This window comes from Pirellulales bacterium (assembly GCA_033762255.1).
Taxonomy (GTDB): Bacteria; Planctomycetota; Planctomycetia; order Pirellulales; family JALHPA01; genus JANRLT01.
In genome coordinates this window covers 1-21228 of record JANRLT010000037.1, presented here as the reverse complement: position 1 = coordinate 21228, position 21228 = coordinate 1, and the positions used below count along the sequence as shown (strand labels likewise).

Sequence of the window (21228 nt, the reverse complement as noted above, 5' to 3'; positions counted from 1 at the left end):
TGGCATTTTAATCATTACCTTTACTTTTAGTGATAAGCCCGTATGTCCATCCTCATTAACAAACAAACCCGCGTGATTTGCCAGGGAATCACCGGCAAAGTCGGCGCCTTTCACACCAAGGGTTGCCTGGAATACGGCACGCAAATGGTCGGCGGCGTCACCCCCGGCAAACGCGGCGAAACCGTCGAGGGACTGCCGGTCTTTGACACCGTGGCCGAGGCGGTTCGCCAGACCGGCGCGAACGCCACGATGATCTTTGTCCCGCCGGCGTTCTCCGCGGATGCCATCCTGGAGGCGGTCGATGCCGGCATCGGTGTGATCTGCGCTATTACCGAAGGGGTCCCCGTCCTGGATATGGCCCGCGTGTACCCGATCGTCAAACGAAGTAAAAGCGTGCTCATCGGGCCAAACTGCCCCGGCGTCATCACGCCCGACCAGTGTAAAATTGGCATCATGCCGGGCTACATCCATAAACCCGGTGGCGTCGGCGTTATCAGCCGCAGCGGCACACTCACGTATGAGGCCGTCTGGCAGCTCACCAGCCTGGGCCTGGGTCAATCGACCTGCGTGGGAATTGGCGGCGATCCCATTGTGGGGACTTCACAGATTGAACTGCTGGAAATGTTCGAGCGGGATCCGGGCACCGAAGCGATCCTGATGATTGGCGAAATCGGAGGGACCGCCGAGGAAGAAGCCGCCGCCTACGCCAAAGAACATGTGACCAAGCCCTTGGCGGCGTTCATTGCCGGGCAAACCGCGCCGCCGGGCAAACGGATGGGGCACGCGGGAGCGATCATCAGCGGCGGCCAAGGAACCGCCGCCGAGAAAATCAAAGCGCTCCGGGCAGCGGGATTTGAGATTGCCAATGGTCCCGCCGATCTCGGCGCCGCGGTAAAGCGGGCAATGTCCACCAAGCGGTAAGTTGTAGCGTAATTCGCTAATTTGGTAGCGGAATTCGCCAGAATTCCGTATTCATTTGAGCCCGCCGCGTCAGCCAGGGACCACACTCAGCCCGCCGCGTTAGCAAAGTAATGCATTTCAGCCCGTCGCGTCAGCAAGGGAAAGCATTTCAGCCCGCAGCGTCAGCCAGGGAGTAATGCGATAGAACGCAGATGACGCGGATTTGACTGACTTTCACAGATTTAAGACACTTTTTTAAGTGAATCTCAACCAACACTTATCAGTGCCAATCTGTTGAATCTGTAAAATCTGTGTTTATGTTTTCTGCACCGGAATTCACTTAATCCACCATAAGTCCGGAACTTTGGTAAGTTCCGCTACTAGGTGTCGGAACATTGGCAACTTCCGCTACAAATCCGGAACATTGGCAAGTTCCGCTACAACACAACACTTTATGCCACAAAACCCCTTACTTGACATTTCCCCCCCGCACTGCCGCGAACGCCAGGCGCGCCTGCTCCAGGCGATGCAAGAAAAAAGACTCGATTTGGTCATTCTCACCCGGATCGAGCATGTGCAATGGCTGTGCGGCCCGCGCTTTAACTGGCATCACGAACCAGCCGCCGCGATCTTTGCCGACGGCCACACGCTGCTGGTCGCGCCCAATAAACCTCCCCCCGTCGCCGCCGCCGATGAAATTCTGGTGTACGAGGCCAATTCCACCTCCACCCTCCGCAATGACCAGCGGGAAAAATCTTCGACCGTGCTCGTGCAGGCCATCCGTTCCAGGCCCGCCGCGCAACGCGTAGGCATTGAGTATTCCTGCTGTTCGCGGCACATGATGGGTCATTTGCAGGCCATCTATGTCGATGTGGAGCCGACTTTGTACCATCTGCGGCGGATCAAACACGCCGATGAACTGGCCCGGCTGAAACACGCCATCGCCGCCACGGGGGCCATGTACCTCCGCGCGCGGGAAATTGTCCATCCCGGCGTCAACGAATTGGAGGTCTTTAATGAACTGCAGGCCGCGGCTGTTCGCGCTTGTGGTGAAATGCTGACCGGGACCGGGAACGACTACGCCAGCGGCCAGCATGGCGGCCCGCCGCGGGACCGAGCGATTCAGGCCGGTGAACTTTACATATTAGACCTGGGCCCCGCTTACCGAGGGTATTTTGCCGATAACGCCCGCGTCATCGCGGTCGGTGGATCGCCCACAACGCGGCAAACCGCGGCTTGGCAGACCGTCGCGGACGTCTTTCCCTTGATCGAAAGCGCAGTTAAACCGGGGGTACGAGCCCGTGAGATTTATCGCCGGGCGCAGCATCACATTGCTCAATTTCCCGGAGGCGTATGGCGCTCGCACCTGGGGCACGGAATTGGTCTATTTCCGCATGAAGCTCCGCACCTGAATCCCAACTGGGACGATACCTTCCAGGCGGGAGAGGTTATTGCCGTAGAGCCGGCTGTTTACGCCGACGAGGAGTTGCGGCAGGGAATTCGGCTGGAAAACAACTACTTGGTGACGGAGCAGGGAGTGGAACTGCTCAGTGATTTTCCCTTGGGGCTGTAAATTTTATACAATTTAAAATATTGACCACATATTTTGTTGATTGAACATCTTTAAATCCAATAATAATATCGGTTTGCGCTGGATTTTTGTCAGAAATAGTGCACGTTATTTCTGACATTAAGAACCAAAAAAAGCACGGGCTTGGTTTCCGTGGTTATTCATGGGATAATTTTAATGCGACAAGACTTCCAGTTGTTAGCAGTCCGGGAGAAATTTATGCTGCGTTGCCGGTTAAGCGGGATATTGTTTTTTTTGTGCTATTTTTACCTTCTTCCCGCTCCCGCCGCCGAACCGGGTTTTGCGGACGCGCCGCCGGCGACCGGACCGGTGATCAAGGTGGGCGAGCGCTACCTGGTCCCTTATACTGTTACGCTGGCGGATGATGTCAGCTTTACCATGATCCCTGTCCCGGGCGGAAAATTCCGTTTAGGCTCTCCCGCCAACGAGCCCGCCCGAGAAGTGAACGAAGGCCCCCCGCTGGAGGTCGAGGTCCCCCCGTTTTGGATTGGCCAGGCGGAAGTCACCTGGGGAGAATACAAACTGTACATGGCGTCGCTCGACCAGGTGAAAAATCCCGATGGCGTTACGGCGGCTCCCCTCACAGCCGAGAACGCCGCCGACGCGGTGACCATCCCTTCCAAGCTATACGAGCCGACCTACACGTTTGAGCATGGGGACAACCCGCGCTTACCCGCCGTAACCATGAGCCAATTTGGCGCGCGGCAGTACACCAAATGGCTGAGCCGCCGAACCGGCCAAATCTTTCGCCTGCCGAATGAAATCGAATGGGAATACGCCTGCCGGGCGGGAAGCGACACCCCCTACAGCCACGGTAATGATCCGGAGCAACTAGGGGAATATGCCTGGACCGCCGAAAATTCAGATGAAGTGCCGCATCTGGTCATGACCAAAAAGCCCAACGCCTGGGGATTGTACGATATGCATGGCAACGTGCTGGAATGGACGCTAGATGCCTACACCCCGGCGGGTTACGACGCGGCGGTACAGGCCCCGGCGGGGCTGGCCGCGACCAACTGGCCCAAGCAACTTTTTCCCCGCGTGCTGCGCGGGGGCTCATTTGAATTTTCCGCCGACCGAGCGCGCAGCGCCGCCCGAACTCCTTCCGACGATAAAACCTGGTACGATACCGACCCCAACCGGCCCAAAAGCCCCTGGTGGCTGACGGATGATCCCGCGCGGGGCGTGGGCATGCGGATTATTCGTCCCGTCGCGCCCCCCACGGCCGAGGAGCGGGTCAAAATGTGGGAGATCGATAATCCGCAGACAGAGCGCGGTGTCACGGAGCGGTTAAAACAAGGACGCGGCACCAAAGGGGTGGTCTTGCCCCAAGCGGTCAAGTGATGTCCGCCGAACAGATCTTTTATCCCAGTCTCCCGCAGGTGGGAAAGACGATTTCCGCCGCGTTGCGCGCCTGGTTGCCCGGGCGTCCCTGGTCCGAAATTCGACAGCTTATTCGCGGACGGCGCGTCTTAATCAGTGGTAACTTATGCCAGGACGAGGCTCGCCGCCTGACCGAACGGGACGTGGTCAAAATCCTGGAACGTTCCGCTCCCAAGCCCCCCGACGCGGGGGATCTACGGCTGTATTATCTGGACGATCATGTCTGCGTCGTGGACAAACCAGCCCGCCTGACCAGCAATCGGCACAAAGAAGAAGAGCTGTGGTCCAATAAACGCAAGCAGCGACAGCCCACCTTGGAAGAACTGTTGCCCCAGGTTATCGCCAAACTCGACCCCAAGCTGCAAAGGCATAAAGGGGTGCCTCCCCCCGTGCGTCCCGTTCATCGGCTGGATCGCGAGACAACGGGACTGATGGTTTTTGCCCGGACCGCTAGCGCCGAAAGCCGCCTGGCCCTGCAATTTCGCGAACATACCACCCAGCGGCGGTATGTGGCGCTGGTGCCGGGGCGGGTCGCGGCGCAAACGATTGTCAGCCACCTGGTGCGCGACCGGGGAGACGGCCGCCGGGGAAGCACGCCTAACAAGGCCGTGGGTAAGCGCTCTGTCACCCACATCCGCCCGCTTGAGGAACTGCCGGGATACACGCTAATCGAGTGTCGGCTAGAAACCGGCCGGACCCACCAAATTCGCATTCACCTGGGCGAGTTGGGGCACCCGCTGTGCGGCGAAAAAGTGTACAACATCCCGCTGCATGGACCTCCCCGGACCGACTCCAGCGGAGCGCGGCGGGTGATGCTGCACGCGCGGGAGCTGGGCTTTGTCCACCCCCGCACGGGCGAGCAATTACGCTTTGCGTGCGATTTGCCGGCGGATTTTTTAGAGTTACTACAAAAATTGCGAAAAGGACCAGCGGGGTAAGGGCCGCGGGTCCGAGAACCGCCTGATGATTCGCGCCAGTAATATTGGTGCCTGCTTGCTGGGATTAGGTTTATCAAATTATAGCAACCGCAACTGGGTGCATGAATTTAGACGCATGGGGGAAGGAGGGCGACTTTTCCAGGGTAGTTCATAAAACCATATGATCCCGAACTCAATGGAATGGTTGCAAGATTTGAATACAACTGATAAATCCAGATTTATAATTGATAGGGATTGGCATTAGGTTTCAAATTCTGTTTTTGGAATCCCGGACTGTCGAATAATTGATCGCAGGGTTCCGATGCACAATTCACGGTGGTCCGGCACGGGGACAGTTGTTGTTCCCGTGGAAGTTACTCGTTGTAATATAATATGGCTACCCCGCCTGTGAACTTCCTGAAATTCGTGCCGTGCCAAAATAGCACAGACTTGCTGGCCCGACATGACACATAATTTACCCAACGACAACCTCCAGTTGTGTCACAAAGATTTCCTGGCCCAGTCGCTCGTAGATCTCCTCCGCGGGAGCACATTCAAAAAATAATTCCAACGCCTCTCGCAGATTTTCGCGGGCGGACTCGATGCTGTCACCTTGGCTGGCTATATCCAGTTCTGGACAGAGCGCAACATAGGCCTTTCCCTCGCGTTGGATAATCGCCGTAAGCGTTTTGCTCATGCTATACTTAAGTTAATGTTGTGCCGTTGGTTATTGTCTCACAATAATTTTAACTAACATTATAAAGGAATGCCAGTTGTCTGTCGCGTCATTACAGATGATGATCCCTACCTTCTTCAAAACGCATTTTGTATTCCGCCCCGCTTCCTTAATATCGGGTGATTGTCTCCTGCAAATTCAGCACGACGCGGCAGACGCCGCTCCAGGCGGCCAGGTCCACGGGATCAATGCGGGGAATCTGCGGATGCAGACCAATCCCCAAATACTTGGCCGCATCCGACTTTCCGCGGGCAAATTCCTCCCGTTGGGCGGCTAAAAACTTAAATAGCGACGCCTGCTCGGCGGAGCTTGGATCCCGCGCTAGCGCTAGCTGATATAATCTGTTCAAGCGTGCCTGGTCCACCGCGATAGTCGCGGGGGATGGGCTTGAGGCCGCAGTGGTTGCGGGACCGGCTTCTGGTAACCCACCCAGGATCACACGTTCCGCCAGCGCGCGCGCGGCTTCATTAAAGGTCGGATCATTCAGCAAGGTTAACGCCTGCTGCGGCGTGTTCGAAACGACTCGCTGGGCCGTGCATTCATCGCGCGGCGGAGCGTCAAAATTCGCCAATTGGGGATGCAAGAATGTCCGTTGCCAGTGCATGTAGACACCCCGGCGGTATTGTCGTTCATCCAGGTGCGGCTGGTAGTCGCGGTCAGGAAATTGTAATTGTGCGTAGTAGCCGGCGGGCTGATAGGGACGAACGCTGGGGCCCCCCAGTTCCGTGTTTAGCAGTCCGCTGATCGCCAGGGCGTTATCCCGAATAAATTCCGCCTCCAACCGCCGGGGATTTTGAAATGTCAGCCAGCGATTATGCGGGTCCAGATCGCGGAGTTCGGGCCTGCCGCGCGACGACTGCCGATAAGTTTGCGACATGACCAGCAGCTTGACCAAATGCTTTACATTCCAGCCGCTCTCGCGAAATTCCACCGCCAGCCAATCTAACAATTCCGGATGAGAGGGGGCTTCCCCTTGTGCCCCCAGGTCGTCCAATTGCGCGGAAAGTCCCTTGCCAAAAAATTCCTTCCACAGCCGATTGGCAAACGTGCGCGGCGTCAGGGGATTGTCGCTGGCGCAAATCCAACGGGCCAGGTCCACGCGGGTGAGGCGTCGATTGTCCGACACCGTGGGCCGGGGCAAAAAGTGAAGCGTCGCGGGTTGCATGACCGGGCCGCTGGCATCCTGCCAATTTCCCCGGGGAAGCAAGCGGATTTCCAGGGGCTGCCGTGGTTGCGTGATCATGGTCCAGGCCCGGCCGTCGCGGCATTCCGCGATTTCCCGCTGCAACTTCCTCAACGGTACGGCGATAACCTCGGGCTGCGGCGTCCCATAGGCATAACAACTGGCAATGAGGTACTGCTGCTCCAGGGTCCGGTCCGGGGAATCGGTTAAAAACGCCGTACGCAAGGCCGCGCTCCCGGACTGAAGCGGCCGGGGCTGGGCTAGCGGCGTCACACTGATCCGCACGGGATTTACATTGCCGGACAGTTGTACCAGTAATGTGTCTCCCGCCTGAATTTGCACCGGTTCGGCCAGGATCCACACCGCAAAGAGCGTCTCCCGCGGGTCGCTTGCGGCGGGGTTCCAAGGGTCTAGCACGCCCAGTTGATCCGCGCCATTTGCATACCGCGGTTGGGCGGAGTTGGCTGACGCCCAGGAAAATTTGAGGGAGAGGGGTTCTGTCGCTTTTGGCTCGGGAGGGGTGGGTTCTGTGGCTGTTTTGTCGTCTGCCGCCGTGGTATTTAAGTCTAGATGAATGGGGTTTGTGGCCCGCAGTAACTTCGCCTGCAATTTAACGGCTTTACGCTCAAACGGCTTACGGTTGGATTTATTTGCCCCCTTAGCTGGGGGTGGACTTGCCGCATTTGCGTCGTCAGAGGATTCACTCTCCGCTGTTTCCGGACCCAGTTCTAGCCGAATGGCCGCGACCCAACCGGGCGTGGGTGAAAACCACAAATCCGTCTGTGGTTGCTTGTTTTGCATCTCGTCCGTAATCGTAATAAATCCATCCTGATTTTTTGCTAAAGGCAGATTGGGGGAAGATTCCTTAGCTCCCTCTTCCTGGGGAGAGGGTTGGGGTGAGGGTTCCTTAGCTCCCTCTCCTTGGGGAGAGGGTTGTGGTGAGGGGTGCAATACTTCCCAACCTGCCGGGTGTTTCCTGACAAAATCCTGGACAGCCGCCAGCCACGATTCCCGTGCGTGGTCATGCTCTCGTTCGTGCTCGTCACCCCCCATCGCTTGCAGGCCTAGGAGCGCGGCTTGGCGTTCTAGTTTTGCCAGGCGGGCGGCCAGCGCGGGGCTATCCACCAAGATTTCCGGCGGAAAGGGCCAATCGTTATTCACGCCGCGCAGTTCGGGTTCGGGGGTGTAATGGTAGTCGGCATAAACCCCCCATTGCTTGATATCGGCAAAGAACGCCGACAACGCATAAAAGTCCGCCTGTTGGAACGGGTCGTATTTGTGGTCGTGACATTCGCAGCAGCCCAGCGTGGCTCCTAGCCAGGCCCCGCCAACGGTCCGGACGCGGTCCGCCTGATATTTGGCAATGTATTCCCCCGGCTGCGCGCCTCCTTCGCGGGTCATCATATTCAACCGGTTAAAACCGCTCGCTATCAATTGCTCCGGAGTGGGATTGGGGAGTAAATCCCCCGCCAGTTGTTCCAGCGTGAATTGGTCAAACGGCTTATTGGCATTAAACGAGTTAATAACGTAATCACGATATGGGAATATTCGCTGGTTTTGATCGCCATGAAAACCCACGGTATCACTAAAACGGGCGACATCCAACCACCACACGGCCATTCGCTCGCCAAAGTGGGGGGACGCCAGCAACCGATCCACCAACCGCTCATACGCGTCGGGGCTGGGGTCCGCCACATAGGCCGCGACATCCGCGGGCGCGGGGGGAAGGCCCAACAGGTCCAGGCTTAGTCGGCGGATCAGGGCCGCCTTTTCCCCAGGGGGAGATGGCGCGATTCCCCGCGCGGCCAAAGGCGCGCGAATAAACGCGTCAATCGCATTGGTCTGTTCATCGACGCTTGTTTGGCCAGTCTTTTCCTGGGGTGGTTTATGAAGGAGTGGGACCTCTGGTCGGACCAGCGGCGTATAGGCCCAATGTTCTTGGTATTCCGCTCCGGCGGCGATCCACTGCCGCAGCAGGTCGCGCTGTTGGGGAGTCAGGGGTTTATTGGCATCCGGCGGGGGCATGACCACATCCGGATCATTAGAGGTGATCCGCCGCCAAAGTTCGCTTTCGTCCGCGTTGCCCGGAACAAACGCGTTTTTAGCCAGGGCGTCGGCCCTCATATCCAAACGCAATTCGGCTTGGCGGTGATTCTTGTCCGGCCCATGACACGCAAAGCAATGATCGCTAAGTATCGGGCGGATATCGCGGTTGTAGGGCGGGGGGGCGGATCGCTCCTGGGCTGAACAAGGAATTACCATGACCAGCCAAAGCAGGCCCGCCAGTGGCGACAGGTAGTTTCCCCCCACGCGCAACAATTTGAAAATTGCAAAGTTCATCGGCAAAAGTCGTCGCATAAAGTCAGAAAAGAGCAAACCGAGAGTTCACTCCACTTTTCCAGCCAATCACCAGTTTGCCCGGGGGATGCTAGCTGCCGCACTCCGTGCATTCTGCCGCCAGTTTAACAAAAAGCCGCGACCACTGCATAAGGTGGACAGGGCCTGATCGTTTTTTGCTATCAAAAACCGGTTCTGCGGATATTTTGCGAAATCACGAACCAAAATCACTGGACTAGCGTACAGATCATGTTAAGATAATGTGCACGGACGTACATGTTTACTCCATGATGGGCATCCTGCGATTTTGCACGGCAAAAGAGGATTATCCAATGATCGCACCCCTGAATTTTCCGCAGCTTCCCCAATACTCGCAAGCTATCAAATCAAGTCTGGCACATTTGGAATTGGGCCTGTCGATTCCCCGCGCCATTGGGCCGATTTTGGGGGCGGTTTTGGCCAAATATGGCATTGAGGATGCCTCATCGGCTGGCAACTCGACCACTGCCACGCTTCGTCCCGCGGGGCGTTCAGGTGGCGGGGCTTCCCAGTCATCGCGACGTTCCCAAAATCCCGTTAGTCGCCGTCGCAAGCGAAATCCTGGCAATAATCCAACGGGGGGCAATTATCCATCCGGGGGTAGTCAAACCGGCGATGATCAAACTCCAAATAACCAGGGTTGGCTATTTTAATTGTAAATAGGAAAAGTCGTCCCTCGGGGCTGGTCGCCATGCGGCAGCCAGCTGAGGGGGAGATTACATTTTTTTCGGCTTGGGAATGCGGCCCGATTGGCGTTGGGTCTGGCCGAGGGTCTCACCCAGGATGACCCCTTTGTCGCTGGTGCCTCCTGGTTTGCCCCCCCCTCCCCTTCGGCCTTTTCGTCCTTTTCTGCCGCGGTTTTCGCCGCCGACGGTGACATCGGCTTCGTGGACCGGCTTGCCGATCTGATCTTTGATGCGCTCGATGCGGTCCCGGATGGCGGCGGCCCGCTCAAATTCCAGCGATTCCGCCGCAGCCAGCATCTCGGCCTGCAGTTCGGTGATGTACTCTTGGGTGACGTATTGGGTTTCATCTGTCCGGCCGACGACGGCGTTGGCCATTTTGTGCGCGGCGGCGGCGGACTCGATTCCCGCGTGGATGGTTTTTTGCACGTTGGCGGGGATGATGCCGTGTTCGCGGTTGTAGGCTTCTTGGATGGCGCGGCGGCGTTGGGTTTCCTCGATAGCGCGCTGCATGGACTGGGTCATGGTGTCGGCATAGAGGATCACCTTGGCATTGACGTTGCGCGCGGCGCGGCCGATCGTTTGGATCAGGGAGGTTTCATTCCGCAAGAAACCTTCTTTGTCGGCGTCGAGGATCGCGACCAGGGAAACTTCCGGCAGGTCCAACCCCTCGCGCAGCAGATTCACGCCGACGACGCATTCAAACTTGCCGCTGCGCAGGTCACGCAGGACCTCGACCCGTTCAAAGGCGTCCAGTTCGCTATGCAGCCATTTGCATTTGACCCCTTGCTCGTCCAGGTAAAAGGAGAGATCCTCGGCCAGGCGTTTGGTCAGGGTGGTGACCAGGACGCGTTCTTGCGCGGCGGCGCGTTCGCGAATTTGGCTTAGCAAATGGGGCACCTGGTTTTTAGCGGGGTGCAGCTCAATCACGGGATCCAGGAGTCCCGTGGGGCGGATGAGTTGCTCCACCACTTCGCCCCCAGCTTTTTCCAGTTCGTATTCGCCCGGTGTGGCGCTAACATAGATCGCCTGATTGATCTTTTTTTCCCATTCGTCAAACGTCAAGGGGCGGTTATCCAGCGCGCTGGGGAGACGAAAGCCATGCTCGACCAGGGTGATCTTGCGGCTGCGGTCCCCATGGTACATTCCCCGAATTTGCGGCACGGTGACGTGCGATTCATCCACAAATAACAGGAAATCCTGCGGGAAAAAGTTGTACAGCGTGTCCGGCGTGCTGCCGGCGGGCCTGCCCGACAGGGGGCGGCTGTAGTTTTCGATTCCCGGGCAAAAACCCGCTTCCTGCATCATCTCCAGGTCAAACCGCGTCCGCGCGCTTAACCGCTGCGCCTCGAGCAGTTTGCCGGCGTTGCGCAGTTGTTCCAGGCGTTCCTCGAGTTCGGCCTGAATGGCGGCGATAGCATTGGCGATGCGTTCCTCTGGCATCACAAAGTGCTTGGCCGGATAGATGTGCAGCGCCGGCTCGCGGCTGATGACTTCGCCGCTAAGGGGATTGATGTACGAGAGTTGTTCAACCTCGTCCCCCCAAAATTCGATCCTGTAGGCAAATTCCTCGTAAGAGGGCCACAGCTCGACACAATCCCCCCGTACGCGAAACTTGCCCCGTGCAAATTCAATATCGTTTCGCTCGTACAAGATATCGACCAACTTGCGCAGCACCTCGTCCCGGTCGATCTGCTGTCCTCGCAATAGATTCACTTGCATCTTGCGGTAATCATCTGGCGAACCCAAGCCATAAATGCACGACACGCTGGCGACGATGATCACATCGCGGCGGCTGATCAGCGAGCTGGTGCTGGCCAGCCGTAGGCGATCAATCTCTTGGTTGATGCTGGCGTCTTTTTCGATGTAGATGTCCCGCTGGGGGATGTACGCTTCAGGCTGGTAATAGTCGTAATAACTGACAAAGTAATTGACCGAGTTGCGGGGAAAAAACTCTTTAAACTCCGCATACAGCTGCGCGGCCAGCGTTTTATTATGTGACAAAACCAACGCGGGCCGATTTAAGGCGGCGATCACATTGGCCATGGTAAAGGTCTTGCCCGAACCGGTTACGCCCAACAGCACCTGCTGTTTGCGATTGGCCCGAATCCCTTCGATGAGGGCCTGGATCGCCGCTGGTTGATCACCCGCGGGCTCATACGGCGCGACAAGTTCAAAATCCATGATGGGGAGAGGTTGGAGAAGTGGAGTAGTGGAGGGTTGGAGGTTGGAGAATTGCAAATACGTTTATCACGGAGACACGGAGGCTGACACGGGATTTCACCGAGAAGAGGGGGGATTAAATAATGCCTTTGCCCTCTGATCCGTAAACTCAGTCCAATCTGTCAAATTTGTGTTCCAGTCTTTCCGCTTCTTATCCAGAATCACACTGTTGAATCGGGCCGTTGGCCCTTCCAGTTTTACTTACCATTTACCTAGGGCGACGCTGCGCTTGCCCTAGGCTGGGATCGGTCGGGCCGTTGGCCCGCAAAGTATCAAATGCCTTTGGCCTGTAATCCAAAACCCCTGTTCCGCCAAAATCAGTCCGATCTGACAAATCTGTGTTCTCGCCTTCCTGAACTAAAAACCAAACACCAAATACCAAAAATCCCCGCCAACCGTGGCAAACTCCTCCGTCGGTGCGTTACAATGCCAACTGCGGTCGAACAATTTATTTTACCGGAGGGACCACCGATGTGGCAGTTGGGGACGAGTCAAAATTTGTTGTACCGGGGGACTGGCAGTTGGCGAAAAAATTTGCGGCAAACCGAGGTTGGGACAGGTTTTTTCCGCTTTTGTCTCCTTGCGCTACTTCTTGTGCTTCATTGGACTGCCTTATCGCGAGGGGCCGATCAACCCCCCGTGCTCGCGGTGACTAGCGCGAATCCCGTCAATAATCCCGATCCCGCCGCTGTTCTGGCAAAATTTCCCCCCGATGTGGAAGGTACGCCCACGCCCGTGGCCGAGGCGCTGAAAAAAGTGACCATGCCAGAGGGATTTCACATCACCTGCTTTGCGTCGGAACCGCAGGTGATGCAGCCGATCGCCATTCAGGTGGACGACCGTGGCCGCCTGTGGGTGGCGGAATGCTATTCTTATCCAGAATGGCAGCCGATCGGCCAAGACCGGCTTTTGATCCTGGAAGACACCAATGGCGACGGTATACACGATACCCGCAAGGTGTTTTATCAGCAGGAACGTTATCTAACTGGCTTTGTGCTAGGCCATGGTGGTGTCTGGGTTTGCGCTGCGCCCGATTTGCTGTTTATTCCCGACCGTAATCAGGACGACGTCCCCGATGGGCCACCGGAAATAATTCTAACTGGTTGGTCCACTGAGGGAAAACATAACGTTGTCAACGGCCTGCAGTGGGGGCCGGATGGCTGGCTTTATGGCTGCAACGGGGTTTCGTCCCCATCGAGGGTGGGAACACCCGATACACTCCAAAAAGATCGCACGCCGCTCAGTTGCGGTGTCTGGCGGTATCACCCGACGCGCAAAAAATTCGAGGGGGTCACCCATGGCGGCACGAACCCCTGGGGGATCGACTGGAACGCAGAAGGGGATTTGTTTTACACCAATTGCGTTATTGGGCATTTGTATCAAGCCCTGCCTGGTGCACACTACATTCGCATGCATGGCCAAGACGTCAATCCCTATTCGTATGATCTAATGCCCGCGACCAGCGACCACTTTCACTGGCAAGGAGGGGATTGGACCCGCGCCCGGGGCCAGGACGAGCATGACGATCTGGGCGGGGGCCACGCGCATAGCGGGGCGGTGTTTTTGCTGGGGGACCGGTGGCCGCAGGAATATCGTGGCGACCTGCTGATGTGCAATATTCACGGATTGCGGATCAATCGGGACCGGCTAGAGAGGACAGCAACCGGCTATGTGGGACGGCACCGGCCGGACCTGATCAAATTTAACGATCCGTGGTTTCGTGGGGTTTGCCTGGCGACGGGGCCGGATGGTTCGATCTATGTCGCGGACTGGTGCGACATTGGCGAGTGCCACGATTATAAAGATGTGCACCGCAATAGCGGGCGGATATATAAGTTTTGGCATGGCGAGCTAAAGAAATGGCAGCCAGCCGATTTGGAGGCGCTGGTGGCGGATCCGACCAAAGTTGATGCGGTGGCCGACCCCTGGAGCGCGCGGCGGGTCTTGCGGCGGACGTATGAAGCGGATTTGCAACAACGCAAAATCCTAGCTGAAAATGCCTTTCCGCAAATCCTGGTGGATAAGTTCAAGACACTTCCCGTCCCGCAATTGCTATACCAACTTTGGTATTGGCGCGCCCTTCTGGAGTCCGAACAAGATCGGAAATTTTTAGACCTACTGGGCACGATGATTTCACCCAGCAATGCACTCACTGGCCATGTCTATGCCGACCCTGTTCGCAAAACGGCATTGGCCGTTTATTGCGATCTCCTAGGAAACACCCAAGAAGCCAATAGTCTTACCGCCAGCTTTTTTGCCGAGGTGGATCCTGCGGGTTCCCTCGTATTGGCCTACTTGGGCAACTTACACAATGCTCCCGTCACCGAGCGTAAAGCCGTCCTTGCTGCCATCTTCAAAAATCCCCTCTGGCAAAAACTGCCCCAAGTTGAGAAAGAGCGGGATTATGCCGCTTGGGCCGACCGGCGGAACCTGCAACTCATGACCTGGTACGCGCTAGAAGCAGCGGTCGGCGCCGATCCACAGTGGGCCGTTGAACAGTTGCCCAAACTTCCCGACCCGCTTCTCGTTCGCTTGACCATACGCCGCCTGACCGATCAGTCCGACGATGCGCAATTGGCCAAAAATCTCGAGGCGATTTTTGGCACGCCGTCGCTGTGGCAGGACGAATCCCAGGCGTACGACTTTTTAGCCGCGCTCCAAGCCGGGTTGGCCGGACGGGAAAAATTGTCCCTCAGTAAGAACTGGACCAAACTCGCCCCCGAACTGCGTAAGCACACCGATGGCCGTGTGCGCCTGCAGGCCATCGAACTGAGCCTGCTCATGGGCGATCCCAAAATCGGCACGGTGCTCCTGGAAAACCTGGCCAATGAAAAACTTTCGACGCCGGAACGCGCCCGCGCGATGCAACTTATGGCCCGCCGCAAAGTGCCAGAACTGGCCCCGCAACTAGAAAAACTGCTGGATGACCCGGCCCTGCGCAAAGAAGCCCTGGCCGCGCTCGCGGCTTATAATCTGGAAACGACACCCGATTGGGTGCTAGCCCGTTTTGCCAGATTGACCCCGCCCGAAAAACTGGTCGCCGTCGAAACTCTGGCCAGCCGCCCCCATTGGGCCGGGCGACTGATCGACGCACTAGAGCAAAAAACCATCGCCCGCGCGGACCTGCCGGCGTATGTCGCGCGGCAGATCGAACTCTTTAAGCAACCGCAACTCACCAAGAAGTTGCGGGAAATTTGGGGGAACGTCCGGGCGACCCCCGAGGCAATCACCAAACGGAAAGCCGAACTCATGGCCGAACTGACCGCTGAGCGTCTCGCGGCCAGCGACTACGTCGCGGGGGGAAAACTTTTTCGCGAAAACTGTGCCCAATGCCACAAGCTTTTGGGCGAGGGGGGGAATGTAGGGCCGGAACTGACCGGCGCGCAGCGCGGCGACCTGAATTACCTGTTGGATAACATTCTGGACCCCAGCGCCGTCGTGCCGAAGGACCTGCAAATGACCGTCCTCACGCTTAACGATGGCCGCGTGCTGACCGGCGTCGTGGCAGAGCAATCTCAACTGGCGTATCGTCTACGGAACGCGCAAGGGGAACATTTGGTCTCGCGCGGCGAAATCGACGAAGAACAGCGGTTGGGGATTTCGCTGATGCCGGACGGACTCTTGGGTGTGCTCACCACGGATCAAATTCGCGATTTGATCGGGTACTTGCAGCATCCAGAAAAGGGGAACTGAGTTGGCCTCGGCAGGGGTTGGCGCTGTTGACGCGGAATTTTATGGAACATCATTCGCGATGCGCTCACGTCCCCTTTATCGTGGCACAAGGGGTCAAAAGTTCATGGCGTGCGACGCGCGTACGAATGACGGCATGGTATCGCCAGCGACTCCCGATATTGGGATGGTAAAGCTCCCATTGAAGCAGGTATAGTAATTGTGTAGTAGTCAAAAGTTGATGTTAGCGATTTTTTTAATGGAGATGGAGCATGGTTACAGCAACTCAGGTGGAAACTTGCAAAACCTTGAATAAGGTCTTTGTCAAATGCCGTGCTGCACGCGGTTTTTTAGGGGGTGAATTGGGAATAGTTATTCAGGGAGTTGATCAAAGTTACGAATCTTTTGTAGAGCCAGATCATGTACGGTTTGCCGATGGCAGGATTCCCCAAAATGAGGAAGAAAAGCCAGGATTAATCGAAGCAGGCATTGTCCAGGTCAACTGTGATTCCATGTTGGTGGAACTGCCACGGCAAGTTATTACCGCTGGGCGGCGGGTCTGGATACCCAAAAGCGAGGTGGCGGAGTAATGGGCTTACTTTCTCGTGCGGCCATTCAACGACGGATCGCGGATGGGAGTTTATTGATTGATCCTCCTCCACTTGCCGGAGATTATGATAGTGACTCCGTGGATGTGCATTTGGGTAACAAAGTCTATGAATGGTTGCAACCCGCCACAGGCACGACACTTACGATTTCCCTACATAAAAAGCAGCAACAATTTTCCTATCGCGAATTCGCCAAAACTTATCTCCGCGAAGTGCCCGTGGACAACTCGGGAATAATCACCCTACGCCCGCATACATTTTATTTAGCGGATTTGCGGCAACATACGACTTTACCATCCGATCTGGCGATGCATATCCAAGGAAAAAGCAGTCTAGCGCGGCTGGGCGTGTTGGTGCATTTAACCGCTCCGCACGCGCATGCTGGTTGGAAAGGTCGATTAGCCTTGGAAATTTACAATTTAGGTCCTTTCAATATTGAATTGACTCCGGAAATTGTCATAGGTCAATTGACATTTTGGAAAGTGGAAGAACCCGAAAGTCAGCCAGACGAAACCCCAAAGCAATTTGATAATCAACAAACCGCGCGTGGCGAAAATTAAAAATATTGCTATGTTGCATCCTTCTTCCACTACCCTTCGCATCGGCACCCGCGCGAGCGCGCTCGCGCGCTGGCAGGCGGAATGGGTCGCCACACAGTTGGCGCAGCGGGGTGTCTCGACAGAGTTGGTCTTTATTTCCACTAGCGGCGACATCGATCAGTCCGGGCCGATCGGCACCCTCCCCACCCAGGGGGTCTTTACCAAGGAAATCCAGCGGTCACTTTTGGACGGTCGGGTCGATCTGGCGGTGCATAGCCTTAAGGACCTTCCCACCCAGGTTGTTCCCGGTCTAGCGCTGGCGGCGATCCCCCCACGGGAAAGCGTCGCCGATGTCCTCATCAGCCGCGGAGGCGTGACATTTGCCAACTTGCCAGCTAGCGCGCGGATAGGCACAGGCAGTTCCCGCCGTGTCAGCCAACTGCGGAACGCCCGCGCGGATTTGACGTATCTGGATATTCGCGGCAATGTCGATACACGGCTCAAAAAACTGGATCACGGCGAATATGACGCCATCGTCCTCGCGGAAGCCGGTTTGCGCCGCTTGGGCCATACCGACCGCATTAGCGAGCTGTTTTCACCTGATCTGCTGCTTTCCGCCGTTGGCCAGGGGGCCTTGGGACTGGAAACCCGCGCCGATGACGCAACCACCCAAGCGATGGTGGGGGCATTAAATGATCCCGTTTCCCAGGCGGCGGTCCTAGCCGAGCGGGCCTGCCTGCATACCCTCCGCGGAGGGTGCCTGGCGCCGATCGGGGCTTGGGCCAGGCGGGAAAATGACGAAATGGTGTTGTCGGTCTGTGTGCTAAATATCGCGGGAACCGTGAAATTGCCCACGGAACAGCGTGTTTTGTGGCCTAATGACCCCGCGCAGGCATTGCTGGCGGCGGAGGAACTGGGAGTCTCAACAGGAAATGTACTGATCGCCGCCGGCGCGGAACGTTTGATTTTGGAATCCCGCGCGGTCGCTGGTGGGTCCAACGGGGGATTGGGACTAGAATAAATGGTTATTCGATCAATCTTTATAGCCACTGAGGCACAGAATACACTGAGGTGTATCACAGAGAAAACAAAAATCAAGCAACCCGCAATCATACCAGTAAAGCAACCGACCCTAAATTAAACCTGTGATGGGACTTGTTGCTTTTTATACTAATTTTATGCAATCCTCTGTGAATTCCTCTGCGTTCTTTGCGCCTCTGTGGCTATGTATTTAAACCTTTAATCTTTACCCGCATGCAATGGCTTAGTTTGGGGACCGCCGTACTCAATCAAACCCCGCTCGATTGGGACGGCAATCAAGACCGGATCTTACAGGCGATTGCCGCGGCCCGCGCGGCGGGGGTGACGGTCCTGTGCCTACCGGAACTGTGCATCACGGGTTACGGCTGCGAAGATGCCTTTTTGGCGGCGAACACGCGGAGACAGGCGTGGCGGGTCTTGCACGCTGTATTGCCCGCCACACACGGCATGATCGTCTGCGTGGGGCTGCCGCTCTTGTATCAAAACGCGCTTTACAATACGGCGGCGCTTTTGGTCGATGGCCGGATCGCCGGATTTGCCGCCAAGCAGCATCTGGCGGGCGATGGCATCCATTATGAACCGCGCTGGTTCAAACCGTGGCCCGCGGAATTGCAGACGCGATTTTCCGCCAGCGACCTAGAGGACTACACCCAGGTCTCCGCGGATGCCGCGGAAAACGCGCGCACAACAGGCGAACCCGCGGGTTATCCCCTGGGGGATTTGCTATTTGACATTGGCGGCGTGCGGATCGGCTTTGAAATTTGCGAGGACGCTTGGGTGGCCAATCGGCCCGGCGCGCGGCACGCCCTGCGCGGGGCGGATGTGATCCTAAACCCCAGCGCCAGCCACTTTGCCTTTGGCAAGGATGAAATTCGCCAGCGGTTTGTGCTAGAGGGCTCCCGCGCGTTTGGCGTCAGCTATCTTTATGCCAATTTGCTGGGGAACGAGGCGGGCCGCGCTATTTATGACGGCGGGGCCATGATCGCCAGCGGCGGTAAAATGCTAGCCATTGGCCCGCAGTTTTCCTTTGCCGATATGCGCCTGACCGCCGCTTATGCCGACTTGGACGCTACCCGCCAAAGCCGCGCCGCCAGCGGCAGTTATCAGCCCCAATTGCGACTGGACGACGATGATTGTGTCCGTGCGCCCTTTGACTGGCCCCGGCTGGCCGTCCCGCGTCCCGCCGTGATTCCGCCGCTCCCCTGGCCAAACGCGGTTGACAAAGAAGAGGAATTCACCCACGCGCTCACGCTGGGATTATTTGACTATTTGCGCAAGAGCCGCTCGCGGGGGTTTGTGATTTCACTGAGCGGCGGGGCGGATTCCTCGGCGCTCGCTTGCCTAGTGGGGTTAATGGCGCGCCTGGGTGTGCGCGAATTAGGCCATGCCGGATTTGTCCAAAAACTGGCGTACGTTCCCGGTATAGAACAGTGCGCTACAACCGCTGACCTGACAAAGAAACTGTTAACTTGTGTGTATCAAGCCACGCAAAATAGCGGGCCGGTCACATTGGAGGCCGCGCGGCGGGTGGCCGCGGCCGTGGGGGCGAACTTTCTGTTGTTTGATGTCGATCCCGTCGTGCGGCAATACATCGCGCTGGTCGAGGAGGGCTTGGGCCGCACACTCACCTGGCAAACGGATGATATCGCGCTGCAAAATATCCAAGCGCGGGTCCGCTCGCCCAGCGTCTGGCTGGTGGCGAATTTGCAAAATGCGCTGCTCTTGGCGACGAGCAACCGATCCGAGGCGGCGGTGGGCTATGCCACGATGGATGGGGACACCAGCGGCGGGCTTAGCCCCCTGGCGGGCATCGACAAGCATTTTCTGCGGCATTGGCTGCGGTGGCTGGAATCTTCCGGCCCGGTCGGCGCGGGGCCGATCCCCGAATTGCGGTACGTCAACCAGCAGGCTCCCACCGCGGAGTTGCGCCCGCCGGAGCAGGCCCAAACCGACGAGGGGGACCTGATGCCGTACGACCTGCTGGACGCGATTGAAAAAGCGGCAATCCGCGACAAGCGCAACCCGCTGGAGACCTTTTTGTGCGTGGAGGGGCCATTTGCGCAATACGACCGGCGGCAATTGGCGGCCTGGGTGGAGCGCTTTTTCCGCCTCTGGTGCCGCAACCAGTGGAAGCGCGAGCGTTACGCCCCGTCGTTTCATCTGGATGATGAAAATTTGGACCCCAAGACCTGGTGCCGGTTTCCGATCCTCAATGGCGGCTTTGAAGCCGGGCTGCGCGAACTGGACAGCCAGTAAGCGCTTTCCTGCGAAAAATCATCGTCCCTGCTGCGAATTGAAGCAGTGGCAAATTTTTTTTTCCTTTCGAATTGGGTATTTTTGGCCGTTTTTAAAGCATCATTTATTTAAACCCATTTGCCCATGTCCGCCCCTCAGGAAAAGGTAGAAATGATTATCGATGGAAAGAGCCATTCTTTCCCGGTCATCGTAGGAACGTATAATGAAAAAGCCATCGATATTTCCAAATTGCTGGCCCAAACCGGGTACGTGACCATGGATCCCGGGTATAAAAATACGGGTGCAACCTTAAGCGCCATTACCTTTATCGATGGCGATGCCGGTATCCTGGAGCACAGAGGGTATCCCATCGAAAACCTCGCCGAAAAGGTTTCTTTTCCCGAGGTAATTTACCTGCTGCTGTATGGCGAATTGCCGGATGCGGCTCAGCTTGCCACCTTTAATGCGGACCTGAAAGCCCATATGGGGTTGCCTGAAGGGGTAAAAGCAGTGCTCAACGCCCTGCCTCAGGATACCCACCCCATGGGAATGCTTACCGCAGTATTAGCCTCCCTGACCGGCTTTTTCGCCGAGGACCTCGAGTCATGGTTTGATGAATCGGTGCGCAAACGTACCATTTACCGGGTACTGGCCAATATGCCGGTGATTTCGGCCTACGTATACCGCCGCTCAGCCGGGCTGCCCTTTATTGAGCCCGACCCTAGCCGCGATTATACCGCCAACTTCATGCACATGATGTTTGGGGAAATTGCCGAAGCGGCTGTGGAAGCCATGGACAAGCTGCTTATTCTGCATGCCGACCATGAGCAAAACTGCTCTACCTCCACCGTGCGGCTTTCCGGTTCTTCCCAAACGAACCTGTATTCCGCTGTGGCAGCAGGCGTATCGGCACTGTGGGGTCCCCTCCACGGGGGGGCCAATATGGCTGTGCTTGAGATGCTCGACGATATCATGGCCGACGATGGCGATGCGGCGCATTACATTGCCAAGGCCAAGGATAAAAATGATCCTTTCCGCCTGATGGGCTTTGGGCACCGGGTGTATAAAAACTATGACCCCCGCGCCAAAGTGATCAAAAAATACACCGATAAGGTACTTGCCGACCTCGGTGTGAGCGATCCGG

At 56.9% G+C, this 21228-nt stretch carries 14 protein-coding genes; 11 read left to right on the top strand and 3 right to left on the bottom strand.

Translation table 11 applies throughout. The features are described 5' to 3' along the window. The first annotated feature begins 42 nt into the window (after positions 1-42). The 4 genes from sucD (at position 43) to SFX18_10665 (ending at position 4812) form a co-directional block, all read left to right on the top strand. Positions 43-921, top strand: coding sequence for a succinate--CoA ligase subunit alpha (gene sucD, locus SFX18_10680; protein MDX1963610.1), 879 nt, complete (start codon positions 43-45; stop codon positions 919-921). A gap of 433 nt (positions 922-1354) precedes the next feature. Next, the gene (locus SFX18_10675) at positions 1355-2473 is read left to right on the top strand and encodes a Xaa-Pro peptidase family protein (GenBank protein ID MDX1963609.1); all 1119 of its coding nucleotides are present in this window, start codon (positions 1355-1357) and stop codon (positions 2471-2473) included. Between the two features lie 174 nt (positions 2474-2647). Beyond that, complete coding sequence (locus tag SFX18_10670) at positions 2648-3835, top strand: SUMF1/EgtB/PvdO family nonheme iron enzyme (protein ID MDX1963608.1); 1188 nt, start codon at positions 2648-2650, stop codon at positions 3833-3835. Beyond that, positions 3835-4812, top strand: a complete 978-nt coding sequence (locus tag SFX18_10665; GenBank protein ID MDX1963607.1) for an RluA family pseudouridine synthase — start codon at positions 3835-3837, stop codon at positions 4810-4812. The genes SFX18_10670 and SFX18_10665 overlap by 1 nt, the downstream gene beginning before the upstream one ends. Before the next feature lie 454 nt (positions 4813-5266). On the opposite strand, the gene SFX18_10660 is transcribed toward SFX18_10665, so the two are convergent. Beyond that, positions 5267-5488 carry a type II toxin-antitoxin system HicB family antitoxin gene (locus tag SFX18_10660; protein MDX1963606.1) on the bottom strand — a complete coding sequence of 74 codons (222 nt, stop codon included), beginning with the start codon at positions 5486-5488 and terminating at the stop codon, positions 5267-5269. 148 nt (positions 5489-5636) lie between these two features. Then, positions 5637-9068 (bottom strand): DUF1553 domain-containing protein, encoded by a 3432-nt coding sequence (locus tag SFX18_10655; protein MDX1963605.1) that lies wholly within the window; start codon positions 9066-9068, stop codon positions 5637-5639. A 311-nt stretch (positions 9069-9379) separates the two neighbouring features. On the opposite strand from SFX18_10655, the gene SFX18_10650 reads away from it, so the two are divergent. Next, the gene (locus SFX18_10650) at positions 9380-9739 is read left to right on the top strand and encodes a hypothetical protein (protein MDX1963604.1); all 360 of its coding nucleotides are present in this window, start codon (positions 9380-9382) and stop codon (positions 9737-9739) included. Positions 9740-9802: 63 nt separating this feature from the next. Here SFX18_10650 and uvrB read toward each other — a convergent pair whose 3' ends face one another. Continuing rightward, positions 9803-11953 (bottom strand): excinuclease ABC subunit UvrB, encoded by a 2151-nt coding sequence (uvrB, locus tag SFX18_10645; GenBank protein ID MDX1963603.1) that lies wholly within the window; start codon positions 11951-11953, stop codon positions 9803-9805. A 633-nt stretch (positions 11954-12586) separates the two neighbouring features. Here uvrB and SFX18_10640 point away from each other — a divergent pair. The 6 genes from SFX18_10640 to SFX18_10615 form a co-directional block, all read left to right on the top strand. Then, complete coding sequence (locus SFX18_10640) at positions 12587-15685, top strand: c-type cytochrome (protein MDX1963602.1); 3099 nt, start codon at positions 12587-12589, stop codon at positions 15683-15685. A gap of 248 nt (positions 15686-15933) precedes the next feature. Beyond that, positions 15934-16251, top strand: a complete 318-nt coding sequence (locus SFX18_10635) for a hypothetical protein (protein MDX1963601.1) — start codon at positions 15934-15936, stop codon at positions 16249-16251. Next, positions 16251-16829 (top strand): dCTP deaminase, encoded by a 579-nt coding sequence (gene dcd, locus SFX18_10630; GenBank protein MDX1963600.1) that lies wholly within the window; start codon positions 16251-16253, stop codon positions 16827-16829. Before SFX18_10635 ends, dcd begins: the two co-directional genes overlap by 1 nt. Positions 16830-16839: 10 nt before the next feature. After that, positions 16840-17829 carry a hydroxymethylbilane synthase gene (gene hemC, locus SFX18_10625; GenBank protein ID MDX1963599.1) on the top strand — a complete coding sequence of 330 codons (990 nt, stop codon included), beginning with the start codon at positions 16840-16842 and terminating at the stop codon, positions 17827-17829. A gap of 233 nt (positions 17830-18062) precedes the next feature. Then, positions 18063-20105 (top strand): NAD(+) synthase, encoded by a 2043-nt coding sequence (gene nadE, locus SFX18_10620; GenBank protein ID MDX1963598.1) that lies wholly within the window; start codon positions 18063-18065, stop codon positions 20103-20105. 123 nt (positions 20106-20228) lie between these two features. Next, the coding region (locus SFX18_10615; protein ID MDX1963597.1) for a citrate/2-methylcitrate synthase at positions 20229-21228 on the top strand (1000 nt) is incomplete at its 3' end.

Excerpts from the sequence above, each read along its gene's own strand:
- SFX18_10675 (MDX1963609.1), top strand. The coding sequence starts at position 1,355 with ATGCCACAAAACCCCTTACTTGACATTTCCCCCCCGCACTGCCGCGAA.
- dcd (MDX1963600.1), top strand. The coding sequence starts at position 16,251 with ATGGGCTTACTTTCTCGTGCGGCCATTCAACGACGGATCGCGGATGGG.
- SFX18_10670 (MDX1963608.1), top strand. The coding sequence starts at position 2,648 with ATGCGACAAGACTTCCAGTTGTTAGCAGTCCGGGAGAAATTTATGCTG.
- SFX18_10655 (MDX1963605.1), bottom strand. The coding sequence starts at position 9,068 with ATGCGACGACTTTTGCCGATGAACTTTGCAATTTTCAAATTGTTGCGC.
- uvrB (MDX1963603.1), bottom strand. The coding sequence starts at position 11,953 with ATGGATTTTGAACTTGTCGCGCCGTATGAGCCCGCGGGTGATCAACCA.
- SFX18_10650 (MDX1963604.1), top strand. The coding sequence starts at position 9,380 with ATGATCGCACCCCTGAATTTTCCGCAGCTTCCCCAATACTCGCAAGCT.
- SFX18_10660 (MDX1963606.1), bottom strand. The coding sequence starts at position 5,488 with ATGAGCAAAACGCTTACGGCGATTATCCAACGCGAGGGAAAGGCCTAT.
- hemC (MDX1963599.1), top strand. The coding sequence starts at position 16,840 with ATGTTGCATCCTTCTTCCACTACCCTTCGCATCGGCACCCGCGCGAGC.
- SFX18_10665 (MDX1963607.1), top strand. The coding sequence starts at position 3,835 with ATGTCCGCCGAACAGATCTTTTATCCCAGTCTCCCGCAGGTGGGAAAG.
- nadE (MDX1963598.1), top strand. The coding sequence starts at position 18,063 with ATGCAATGGCTTAGTTTGGGGACCGCCGTACTCAATCAAACCCCGCTC.
- sucD (MDX1963610.1), top strand. The coding sequence starts at position 43 with ATGTCCATCCTCATTAACAAACAAACCCGCGTGATTTGCCAGGGAATC.
- SFX18_10635 (MDX1963601.1), top strand. The coding sequence starts at position 15,934 with ATGGTTACAGCAACTCAGGTGGAAACTTGCAAAACCTTGAATAAGGTC.